Annotated in this window: 8 protein-coding genes and 2 rRNA genes; 7 read left to right on the top strand and 3 right to left on the bottom strand. The window is 58.4% G+C overall.

Features of this window, described 5'->3' with window-relative positions; translation table 11 throughout:
- From BF99_RS21960 to glmS, 3 genes are all read left to right on the top strand, one after another.
- Window positions 1–850: hypothetical protein (locus BF99_RS21960; protein ID WP_025770661.1), on the top strand; the 850-nt coding region annotated here is incomplete at its 5' end.
- Between the two features lie 174 nt (window positions 851–1,024).
- Window positions 1,025–1,312: a hypothetical protein gene (locus BF99_RS0109410; RefSeq protein WP_025770662.1), complete on the top strand. Its 288-nt coding sequence runs from the start codon at window positions 1,025–1,027 to the stop codon at window positions 1,310–1,312.
- A gap of 152 nt (window positions 1,313–1,464) precedes the next feature.
- Window positions 1,465–3,288 (top strand): glutamine--fructose-6-phosphate transaminase (isomerizing), encoded by a 1,824-nt coding sequence (glmS, locus tag BF99_RS0109415; RefSeq protein WP_025770663.1) that lies wholly within the window; start codon window positions 1,465–1,467, stop codon window positions 3,286–3,288.
- A gap of 202 nt (window positions 3,289–3,490) precedes the next feature.
- Here glmS and thrC read toward each other — a convergent pair whose 3' ends face one another.
- Window positions 3,491–4,906 (bottom strand): threonine synthase, encoded by a 1,416-nt coding sequence (gene thrC, locus BF99_RS0109420; RefSeq protein ID WP_025770664.1) that lies wholly within the window; start codon window positions 4,904–4,906, stop codon window positions 3,491–3,493.
- A gap of 308 nt (window positions 4,907–5,214) precedes the next feature.
- On the opposite strand from thrC, the gene BF99_RS0109435 reads away from it, so the two are divergent.
- The 4 genes from BF99_RS0109435 (at window position 5,215) to BF99_RS23375 (ending at window position 10,097) form a co-directional block, all read left to right on the top strand.
- Window positions 5,215–6,036, top strand: coding sequence for a S49 family peptidase (locus tag BF99_RS0109435; RefSeq protein ID WP_025770665.1), 822 nt, complete (start codon window positions 5,215–5,217; stop codon window positions 6,034–6,036).
- A gap of 344 nt (window positions 6,037–6,380) precedes the next feature.
- Window positions 6,381–7,484 (top strand): TRAP transporter substrate-binding protein, encoded by a 1,104-nt coding sequence (locus BF99_RS0109445; protein ID WP_025770667.1) that lies wholly within the window; start codon window positions 6,381–6,383, stop codon window positions 7,482–7,484.
- Between the two features lie 416 nt (window positions 7,485–7,900).
- Window positions 7,901–8,533, top strand: coding sequence for a TRAP transporter small permease subunit (locus BF99_RS0109460; RefSeq protein WP_197019096.1), 633 nt, complete (start codon window positions 7,901–7,903; stop codon window positions 8,531–8,533).
- A 13-nt stretch (window positions 8,534–8,546) separates the two neighbouring features.
- Complete coding sequence (locus BF99_RS23375) at window positions 8,547–10,097, top strand: TRAP transporter large permease (RefSeq protein WP_025770670.1); 1,551 nt, start codon at window positions 8,547–8,549, stop codon at window positions 10,095–10,097.
- An 810-nt stretch (window positions 10,098–10,907) separates the two neighbouring features.
- On the opposite strand, the gene rrf is transcribed toward BF99_RS23375, so the two are convergent.
- Window positions 10,908–11,023 (bottom strand): 5S ribosomal RNA (gene rrf, locus BF99_RS0109480).
- Window positions 11,024–11,189: 166 nt separating this feature from the next.
- Window positions 11,190–11,484: ribosomal RNA gene (locus BF99_RS0109490) — 23S ribosomal RNA — on the bottom strand; the annotation flags it as partial.

Below are 11,484 nucleotides of genomic sequence, written 5' to 3' on the forward strand. Positions count from 1 at the left end.
CCAAACCATGTCGCGAAAACCGTCGAGAAAAATACTGAGCATTCCCCTTTCCCCGCCGGCGGCGGGAAGGGCTCTTGCGGCAAGGGAGTCACGGATGACTCAGGCTTGGGATGCGCTTTCGAGCGGGGCGCTCGATGCTCTGGGCCTCGAGGCCGCCGGCGTTGACGATATCCTCGACCCGTCGACGAAAAAAGCGCTGCGAAAACCCTTCGCCGAGGAGGCTCGGATCTCCGATCCTCGATTCGCCACCCCGATCCGATCCTGGCCGACCCTCTTGCTGCCGGGCTCGTTCAATCCGCTGCACGAGGGCCATCGGGGGATGCTCGATCTCGCCTCGTCGCTCATGGGTGAAGAACAAGAGGACTTGCGCAATATCGGCATCATGCACCATGGTGCATCCGGCTTCGAGCCCACCGAAACGCCGAGCCCGGCCTTCGAACTCTCCATCGAAAATGTCGACAAACCCCCTCTCGATGCCCTCGAAGCCGCCGCCCGCCTTGAGCATTTCGCGCACCGAGACGCCCTTTGGCTCACCCGCAGCGCAACCTTCTCCGACAAGGCCCGCCTCTTCCCCGGGGCGACCTTCGCAGTCGGCGCCGATACCATCGTCCGCATCGGGGATTTGCGCTACTACGAGAGCGCCTGGGCTCGCAACCTGGCGATGCATGCACTGCGTCGATGCCGCTTCCTGGTCTTTTGCCGAAAGACGGGGGATCGACTCCACACCCTTTCCTCTCTGGATCTCCCGCCGCCACTGCGCATCTTATGCCAAGAGATCCCCGCCGAGGCCTTCCGAATCGACCTCTCTTCCACTTCGCTGCGCTTGGCGAAGCGATCGAATCCCAATTGATCGACCCCCAATCGATCGATCTTGAATTCACACTCGATAAGTGCCGATAATGCGATGCAAATTGCCCGTTTATCCTATTAATATCGATTTTTTACCCGAATACGGGCAAAAAATCGTATTTTGTCTTCGAATTCATTCTATTTTCTTGTCGATTTTGCTATGCTTCGATAGATCATGGACCTCGATCCCGCCCTCGATACCCCCATCCCCGACGCTCTGATCGAGCGGCTGGTACGGGTGCGGGGTCTTTCGCCCTCGAGCGCTAGGCAGATCGTCGAGGAAGTGGCGGGGTTTTACAGCGAGACCTTGGAGGAGTTCGTCATCCGCCGCCACTTGGAGCTGCGGGCACAGGGCAAGCGCAATGCCGAGATCTATCGGCAGGTCCGAGAGGAGATCCGTCGCCGGCGTTTTCGTTCTCCCTTGCCGAGCGAACGCCGGATTCGGCGCATTGTCTATGGCTGAATCATACGGATGAATCCTGTGGATAGGCTCGGCCACCGGGGTAGATCCGGCTTGATCGGCAAAGAGACTGTCGCGCCCGAAGATTTGCGCTCTTGGTTGCGCTTTCCAAGGGCGCAAGGCCAAAACATCGAACCATCTTCGAGAACGCTTTCATGTGCGGAATCATCGGCTATATCGGCAATCGCAGCGCCATCCCCATTCTCGTCTCCGGACTGATGCGCCTTGAATACCGCGGATACGATTCCGCAGGCTTGGCGTTGAGCGTTCGCGGTTCGCTGAAGGTGCACAAGGCCGCAGGAAAACTCTTTCGCCTCAAATCCATCCTCCCCAAGCGATCGGGGGGCAAGATCGGCATCGGCCATACCCGTTGGGCGACGCACGGTGCCCCCACCGATATCAACGCCCATCCGCACCTGAGCGCGGACGGCAAGACGGCGGTGGTGCATAACGGAATCGTCGAAAACGCGGCCGAACTGCGCTCCCTTTTGGAAGATGAAGGGGTCGAGTTCGTCTCCGAGACCGATACCGAACTGCTGGCCCACCTCATCGCCCGCGAAACGGACGCCTCGCTCGAACAACGAGTGGGCAAGGCGTTGGCCTTAGTGCAAGGCACTTACGGCATCGCCGTCATCCATTGCGACGAATCGGATCGGATCGTCGTCGCCCGCCACGGTTCTCCGATCATCATCGGCGTCGGCGACCGGGAAATGCTGGTGGCTTCGGATATCGCGGCATTGGTGCGTTATACGCAGCAGGTGGTCCATCTCGACGATGGTGAAATCGCCACTTTGGATGCCAAAGGGTTTCGCACCATGACGATGGATGCGCAGCCGATTCCGAAGTCTCCATCGACCGTCTCGTGGCAAGACGATGCCTACGAGCGCGGCGAATACGCCCATTACATGCGCAAGGAGATCTTCGAGCAGCCGGCGGCGATCGCCCGCACCTTGAGCGGACGGATCGAGGATCGTTTCCATACCGCCCACCTCGGCGGTCTCAATCTCGAGGCGAGCGATCTGCGTGATATCAAGCGGGTGAAGCTCCTCGGTTGCGGCTCCGCCTTCTATGCCGGGGTAGCGGGCGCTCACTTCATCGAAAGCCTCGCCCGCATTCCCGCCTCGGCCGAGCCTGCGGCCGAGTTCCGCTACCGCAACCCGGTCATCGAGCGCGATACCCTCCATGTCGCCATCAGCCAATCGGGGGAGACCTTGGATACCCTGATGGCCATCCAAGAGGTCCGAAGAAGCGGCGGACCGGTGCTCGGCATCGTCAATGTCGTCGGCAGCAGCATCGCCCGCGAAGCCGAGGGCGGGATCTACATGCACGCCGGACCGGAGGTGTCGGTGGCTTCGACCAAGGCCTATACCTGCAGCCTCGTGGCCCTCGTTCTGCTGGCGCTCCATCTGGGGCGGATGCGCGACCTTTCCATCGAGCGCGGAAGCAATCTGATCGAGGCCTTGAAACGGCTGCCCGACGATATCGAGAGCGCTTTGGCCACCGAGGATTCATTGCGGGATCTCGCGCAGCGGCATGCCCGTTGTTCGAGTGCCTTTTATATCGGCCGCGGCACCGGTTTCGCCGTGGCTCTGGAGGGGGCGCAAAAACTCAAGGAAATCTCCTATATCCACGCCGAGGCCTATCCGTCTTCGGAACTCAAGCACGGACCGCTTGCGCTGGTGGGGCCGGAGCTGCCGACCTTCATGGTCATGCCGCACGGGGCGATGCTGGAAAAATCGATCGTCTCCCTCGAGGAGGTCAAAGCCCGCAAGGGTCCGGTGATCGCCTTGACCCATCCGGGGGATGCACGCATCGCCCGCCGGGCCGACTCCGTGATCGAGATCCCGCATACCGACGATCTCCTCGCACCGGTGGTGATGGCCATTCCCTTGCAACTTTTCGCCTATCACTGTGCGCTGGCGCTGGGCCGGGATATCGACCAACCGCGCAATCTCGCCAAAAGCGTGACCGTGGAGTGAAGGGGAATCGTGAAGGGGGCTTGCGATGCGGGCTTTCGGGGTTTGACATAAAGCGACCATCGATCGATGGCGCAAGGCTTTCGCGGACCCTATCGATGACGATGACTCATCGAAAGCGGTTTTTTTCGAGCGCCGACGAGTGCCTACGAGGTCGCCGACCGGTATTTTTCGGGTGCGCTCTTATTTGCGATCTTCCTTATTTTCAACCTTGGGCGGCGTCGGCATGGGCCCGGATATGGTGCATCAGCGAGGGCAGGTCGTTCGGCAGGCTCGTATAGTGCTCGGGCCTTCGATGCAGATCGGCAAGATGGGCGGGAAGCGCCGGGCGGATACCGATGGCCCTTTCGACCGCATCGGGAAATTTCGCGGGGTGAGCGGTCGCCAAGGAGATCATCGGCGTACCCGCCTCGTCGTCTTCCTTCATCCGCTGTCGGGCCACCGCCACCCCCACCGCGCTATGCGGATCGATCACGAGGCCGGTCTCGGCGAAGACCGAGGCGATGGTCGAAAGGGTTTGGGCATCGTCGCATCGACCGGCAACGAAGGGCGGGCGGATCGAATCCATCGCCTGCGGATCGATACGAAAAACGCCCTTGTCGGCAAGATCATGCATCAAAGCGCTCACCTGCTTTGCATCGCCTTCGTGCATATAGAAAAGGAGCCGCTCGAAATTGCTCGATATCTGAATATCCATCGAGGGGGATATCGTCGGGCATACCTCGGCAAGGCGGTGTTCGCCGGTACAAAGCACCCGGGTGAGGATATCGTTCTCGTTGCTTGCAACCACGAGGCGAGAAATCGGCAACCCCATTCGCAAAGCGACGAGGCCGGCGAAGACATTGCCGAAATTCCCCGACGGGACGCAAAAGGAGACTTTACGATCCGGAGCGCCCAAGGCAAGCGCGGCGGTGAAGTAATAGACGACCTGCAAGGCGATCCGCACCCAGTTGATCGAATTGACGCCGGAAAGGTGCATCTCCTTTCGAAAAGCGGCATCGTTGAACATCGCCTTGACCAAGGCCTGACAATCGTCGAAGGTGCCGTCGATGGCGATATTGTGGACATTGGGAGCGTGAACGGTAGTCATCTGAAGCCGCTGCACTTCGGAGACCTTGCCCGCCGGGTGGAGGATGAAAATCGAAGCCCGGGAGCGACCGCGGATGGCCTCGATGGCGGCGGAGCCGGTATCGCCGGAGGTCGCCCCGACAATCGTCACGCGGGTGTTGCGCTTTTCGAGCACGTGCTGGTAAAGGCGCCCCAATACCTGAAGGGCGAAGTCCTTGAACGCGAGCGTCGGGCCGTGGAAGAGTTCGAGCAACCACTCATCAGTGCCGATCTGGACCAAAGGAGCCACCGCACGATGGGTGAATCCGGCGTAGGATTCACGGGTGATCTCGGCGAGGCGATCGGGATCGATGGCGTCGCCGGCGAAGCGGGAGAGGATCTCGGCTGCGACCTCGGCATAATCGCGGCCTTGAAGGCGACGCATTCCTTCGGCATCGAAGGGCTCGGGACCGTGCTCCGGCACATAAAGACCGCCGTCTTCGGCGAGCCCCGCAAGCAGCACTTCTTCGAAACCCGAGGCTTTTGCGCGGCCGCGGGTGCTTATATAACGCACCTGGCAAGACTCCTTGTTTCGAGGACCTCTCGATGATTTGCCGGAATTCTACCCGTCTTGCGACGGGTCGATCGACCTCGGGGCGATTCGATCCCCGGCATCGCTCGTTTTCGGGCTTGGGTCCATGGATCGGCCAAGAATCTTTCATGATCGGATGCCGAGCGAACCCGCACTATGATCCCCGATTAAAAAGACGATTCGAAAAAGCCGTCGGTAGCGGCAAGCGGCGGCGATATCACCATCGTCGATGATGCGAAAGCATCGCTTTCGAACGACCGTCATTGGAACTTTCGACAAGGTACTCAACCATGCCATCCATACCCTTCATATCGCGTCGGAAAGCGCAGGTGGCCTTGGTGCGTTGCGCCGGCATGATCGGTGCCCGCTCCCGTATGCCCGGCAGTTCGGGCTTCAACGATGCAAGCCTGGCCCCGGTGCTCGAACGCGCCTTCTCCGCCCGCAAGATACAGGCGGTGGCCTTGGTCATCAACTCCCCCGGGGGCTCGCCGGCACAGTGCGCGCTGATCACCGCCCGCATCCGTCATCTTGCCAGTCGCCACGATATTCCGGTATGCGCCTTCGTCGAGGATATCGCCGCCTCCGGCGGTTATTGGCTCGCCTGCTCCGCCGACGAAGTCTTCGCCTTGGATTCATCGATCGTCGGCAGCATCGGGGTGATCAATGCCGGCTTCGGATTCGTCGACGCCCTTGCAAGACTGGGAATCGAACGCCGGGTGCACGCCACCGGAAGGCATAAGGGAATGCTCGATTCCTTCTTGCCCGAACGCGAAGAGGATGTGGCGATCCTGGATGCGATATTGCTCGACCTCCACGCCCAATTCGTCGATCGGGTCAAACGCTCCCGCGGGGCTCGCCTTGCCGCGAATGACGATGATGTTTTCAGCTCCGCGATATGGACCGGGCGACAAGCCCAAGAGATGGGGCTGATCGACGGGATCGGGGATGCGGGCACCGTACTGCGCGAGAGATTCGGGAGCGATGTGCGCATCCGCGAGTTCAGCCCCGCCCGCGGATGGCTGCGGATGCGAGGATCGACGCAAGCGCTATGGACCGAGGATCTTCTCGAGCGCATCGAGGCTAGATTGCTCTTCGATCGGTACGGGCTTTGAATCGCCCGGCCGGTCGTCGAGAGCCATCGTCGAAAGCGAGGGGCGCCGCCGACCCTCGGGCGGATCGATGCCGCGCAAGGTCAAGATATCGATCGGCGCTCGAGATCCTTCTTCGATGCATCTATCCTTCGAATCGAGAGGATCATCATCGAATCATCGCCTCGCTCCATGCCCCTTCTCCAAGGCCTTTCGGATATCTTTATCTTCCTCTATTCCGATTTTGTGCGATGATCCTATACTTACGACCGATTTTTTTCGGATCCATGATCTCATGGAACCCTATGGAGCCCTTATGGTCAAGGGTTGGCAACAACATCACCAATCGAGTTTCGAGGAGAAAGAGCATGCGCAAGTTGATTGAACGGGTGGTCGCAATGACAATCGTGACCGCTTTTGCGGCCTCGGCGGCGATCGCCGAAGTCAAAATCCGGGTGCAGTCGGTGATCCCGGCCAAAGCGGACGAAGTCCACATGCTGAACGAATTCGCCAAGGATGTCAGCGATCTGACCAATGGCGAAGTGGTCATCGAGGTACTCCCGGCGGGGGCGGTGGTCGGGGTCAGAGAAACCCTCGATGCGGTGGATAAAGGCCTCGTCGAGGGCGGCTTCGCTTGGACGCACTATTGGTCCGGCAAGCATCCGGCGGCCATGCTCTTCGGCTCTCCGGTGGCGGGCGCAGGAGTCGGCATCGACAATATCGCCTTCATGTCATGGTTCCTCTACGGTGGCGGCAAGGAGCTCTACGACGAACTCTGGGATGAGATGGGAGTCAACGTCAAGGGCTTCATGCTGCAGCCGGTCGGCCCCGAGGCGCTCGGGTGGTTCAAAGAGCCGATCAACTCCATGGAGGATTTCCGCAAATATCGCTTCCGCACCCCGCCCGGCATCCCCGGACAAACCTACAAGGATATCGGCGTGGCATCGGTGGCGATGGGGGGGGGTGATATCCTGCCCGCGCTGGAAAAAGGAACCATCGACGCCGCCGAGTGGTGCTGCCCGAAACCCGATAGCGTTTTCGGTTTTCAAAAGGTGCTCAAACACTACTATCTGCAAGGGCTGCATCAGGTGGTGGTCAACGCCGACATCTACATCAACGGCGATGTCTACGATAGCCTGACCGACCATCAGAAAAAGGCGATCGAGGTTGCGGCCAACGCATCGCTGACCAAAGCCTTGGCCTATCGTATCTACGAAAACGGCAAGGCGCTCAAGGATCTGACGGAAAATCATGGCGTTCAGCTTCATGATACGCCGACCGACTACTTCTCGGCCTATATGAATGCGGCCAAGGCCTCGCTGGAAAAGAATGCCCAAGACAACGCCTTCTTCAAGCGCGTTTGGGATTCGCAAAAAGCCTTTGCCGAAATTGCGGTTCCTTTCTGGGCCGGGGCGCAAACTTCGAATGCGAATCTCGGAAAGGCCTTCGCCGATTCGATGATGATGAAATAAGGGTGCCGAAAAAAGCCGGTGGGGGTCTTGGGCCCTCACCGGCTGCTTTTTCGTACCTTCGTACCGCCCGCCGCATCGCTTTTTTCGATCGCTTTTTAGCAAGCCCCTTTGTCGAATCCAAGGGTCGAGTGCCCTGAAACGAAATTTCAAAAACCAAAGAAACGAACGATTCCTTGTTGGATGATATCTCGTCGCTCACCGATGATCTCGGGGAGCGGCATTCTCGTTCTTTCGAAAAAACCGCTGCATCCCTCGATCGACGATGGCGTCCCGCTCGAGGATCGAATCTTCAAGCGATTCGAAATTCACGATATCGATGATCGGGCCTTCCTCTTATGCGAGAAGAGCGACCGGTCAGATAGGAGCCCGGCCAAGGGCTCCGAAACGAATGCCTTCGATCCGAAGGAGAGACCTGCGTGAGCAAAGAAGCGGAGAAGGATATCGAGGCAATCCCGGCGATCGACTCTCTCGATACGACCGACGAGATGATCGCCGAGCGCAGGCAGGCTCCGGGCGTCCTCCCCGATGATATGGCTCCTTGGATGCGCATCGGCATCGCCGGCATCGATCTATTCAGCTTGTGGTGCGGACGCATCTTCTGTTGGATGCTGGTACCGCTGATGTTCGCCATGGTCTTCGAAGTGGTGGCCCGCAAACTCTTCATCGCTCCGACCATCTGGGCCTACGATACCAGTCGAATGCTCAGCGGCGCCCTGTTCATGGCGGGGGCGGGCTACGCCTTGATGCGGGGGGTGCATATCCGAGCCGATTTCATCTACCGCCTGTGGGCTCCAAGGCATCAGGCGATGGTGGATGCCCTTCTCTACCTGCTGTTCTTTTTCCCCGCAATGGGTTATTTCCTCTGGATTTCCCTTGAATATGCCGGATCAGCGTGGATATCGTGGGAACTTAGCATGGATACCGCTTGGATGGCACCGGTGGCGCCGGTGAGAACCGCAATGCCCGTCGGAGCCGCCTTCTTGATATTGCAAGGGATATCGGAGTTGCTTAAGTGCATCTACGCGATGCGTACCAATCGATGGCCGTGAGGAGTCGCTTCGAATGAGCCCCGAGACCATCGGATTCATCATGATCGGGATCATGCTGCTGGCGATCTTCGTCGGCTTCCCGATCTCGTTCACCCTGATCTTCTTGGGTCTCGTATTCGGCGCATGGGGCTTCGGGCCGGATCTGGTCGTTTATTTGATGACCCTCCAGTTCAATAGCGTCATGCTGGAGCAGACCCTCGCCGCCGTACCCCTGTTCATCTTCATGGGCATCTTGATGGAGCAGGCGGGGCTGATGGAAAGGCTCTTCCGCTCGGTACAGCTGATCCTATCGAGCACCCGGGGATCGCTCTATATCGCGGTGCTTTTCGTATCCACCATCTTCGCGGCCGCGACCGGGATCGTCGGAGCCTCGGTAACCATTCTCGGGATCATGGCCGCGAAAACCATGAATCGCTCCGGTTACGACGTGCGACTGGCCGCCGGAACCATCACCGCCGGCGGCACCTTGGGTATCTTGATTCCCCCCTCGATCATGCTGGTGGTCATGGGGCCGGTGCTGGAAGTGCCGGTGACGGATCTCTTCGCCGCCGCCATCGTTCCCGGCATCATGCTCGCTTGTCTTTATACCGGATATGCCTTGGTGCGCTGCTGGCTCGATCCGAGTTTGGGTCCGCCTCTGCCCGAGGCCGAGCGCCCGGAGCATTCGGGCAAGATGTGGCTGGAATTCATCGCCGCGATCGTCGTTCCGATCATCGCGCTGATCGCTGTGACGGTGATCGTACGCGCCTTCACCTCGAGCGCTCTTTCGGGCGACGACTTCTTCTTGCGCTTGATATCCATGCTGCTTCATCTCGCCGGTTGGATCGGGGTTTATCTGCTCCTTCGACGGGCACATCTTTGGCTGAACGATCGTCGTCCCTTCGGGTTTTATATCAGCGAGGTCTGGGTGGAGTTCTACAAGGGACTCGTTCCCCCGGCGATGTTGGTTTCCTTCGCCTTGGGATCGATTCTGCTCGGCTGGGCGACACCGACCGAGGGGGCGGCTTGCGGGGCTTTCGGCGCTTTGCTGATGACCATCGGATATCGCCGGATGACCCCCGCCAAATTCCAGGAAGCGCTGATCAAGACCCTCGAAATCACGGTGCTCATCCTCTTCCTCGTGGCGGCCTCCAACTTCTTCGGCGCGGTGTTCTCGAGGCTGGGCACCCCCACGATGCTGACCAACTTATTGCTCTCCTTCGAGCTCTCCCAGATCGAAGTGCTGATCATCGTGATGGCGCTGATCTTCTTGCTCGGCTGGCCCTTGGAATGGGTACCGATCGTCCTCATCATCGTTCCGATCTTGATCCCCTTGCTCGAAAAGATGGAGATCAACCTGACATGGTTCGGAATACTGGTGGCGGTGAATCTGCAAACCGCTTGGCTTTCGCCACCGGTCGCTCTCTCCGCATACTTTCTAAAGGGAGTCGTGCCCGAGTGGGATTTGAAGGATATTTATATCGGCATGATGCAGTTCATGCTGATCCAACTCTTGGGGCTCATCCTGATCATTGCCTTCCCCCAGATCGTGCTCTGGCTACCGGAAATGGTTTACGGTCAATAGATAGCCGAGGGTCTTCCTCGCAAACCCGAAGTGCACCTTAGCCGTCATCCGGCAAGCGCCGGTGAACGATTCTTATAAACAGGGTTTCCTTTCACCTGCCCTTTCGCTGCCGATCGTCGAATATCTCTTCCCGACCGAGTCCGAGATCGAATCTTCGATCCTCGCTCGATCCGCGCTCGATATTGGGGTAGGGTCGGTTGTGAGAATCCACCCCCTCATCGAATCGCCCTTTATCGAATATTCGGGACTTATACGGCATAAGTACCTATCCCCCCGGATAGGGGCACATAGCGTCGATCTTTTCCTGTTTCCCATCGCCGATGGGTCCGGTCGATCAATGCCCGAATCGATGCAGTTGATACGCATCCGCCGGATTCAACCCTCATTCTATCCTCGCTCCACCAAGAACTTCCTGGGTACAGATATCGGCCCTGCTCGGCGGTCCTGTTTGGCCGGAGCCGGGCTTTTTCGAGGCAATAAAAAACGGCGACCTTTATCCAAGGCCGCCGTTCGAAAAACCGGATATTCGATAGGGATTCTCTTTCCGTTCAGGTCGAGGAGAATCCACCGAGTATCCGAATCGATCTCATCGTCTTGCTGATCGGGGTTCTTGTCGAACCTTTCATCAAGAGCCTTATCTTTCGAGCACCCTTTCCTCGTTCCTTCCCGAATCATCTTCTCGACGATGAAGAATCGGAGAAACCAAGTGATACGAAGGTGTCCTCGCAACGACTCGTCTTCATGACTCACCATATCCGATGAGTACGAAAACGGCTACGAGATCGAAACGCGAATATCGGAATATAAAAGGCTTGGCAGTGTCCTACTTTCACATGAGGAGGCCTCACACTATCATCGGCGCTGAGCGTTTTCACTACCGAGTTCGGTATGGGTTCGGGTGGTTCCCACTCGCTATTGCCACCAAACCAAGAGGGATATTCGCGAAAATAAAAAGAAGAGTTGTCATGAATGCAAAGGTATATCGCTTCGGCCGATTGCTTCGGCATCCGCTTCCCACCGAATCTTCGTCGAAAGAACCGAATCGATCGTTCTCGATCGTTCGATAAGACGAAGGAATCGCTTGGGTGTTATATGGTCAAGCCTCACGGACAATTAGTACCAATCAGCTTCACGCATTACTGCGCTTCCACACTTGGCCTATCAACCTCGTAATCTTCAAGGGTCCTTTAGGGATCTCAAGGATCCAGGGAGACATCATCTTGGGGTGGGCTTCCCGCTTAGATGCTTTCAGCGGTTATCCCTTCCGTACTTGGCTACCCGGCAGTGCCACTGGCGTGACAACCGGAACACCAGAGGTACGTCCACTCCGGTCCTCTCGTACTAAGAGCAGATCCCCTCATGTCTCCAACGCCCACGGCAGATAGGG

This window comes from Thioalkalivibrio sp. HK1, assembly GCA_000583135.1.
Lineage (GTDB): Bacteria > Pseudomonadota > Gammaproteobacteria > HK1 > HK1 > HK1.

Bases quoted from the DNA above. Each gene is read 5' to 3' on its own strand.
- BF99_RS0109435 (WP_025770665.1), top strand. From the start codon at position 5,215: ATGCCATCCATACCCTTCATATCGCGTCGGAAAGCGCAGGTGGCCTTG.
- BF99_RS0109410 (WP_025770662.1), top strand. From the start codon at position 1,025: ATGGACCTCGATCCCGCCCTCGATACCCCCATCCCCGACGCTCTGATC.
- glmS (WP_025770663.1), top strand. From the start codon at position 1,465: ATGTGCGGAATCATCGGCTATATCGGCAATCGCAGCGCCATCCCCATT.
- BF99_RS23375 (WP_025770670.1), top strand. From the start codon at position 8,547: ATGAGCCCCGAGACCATCGGATTCATCATGATCGGGATCATGCTGCTG.
- BF99_RS0109445 (WP_025770667.1), top strand. From the start codon at position 6,381: ATGCGCAAGTTGATTGAACGGGTGGTCGCAATGACAATCGTGACCGCT.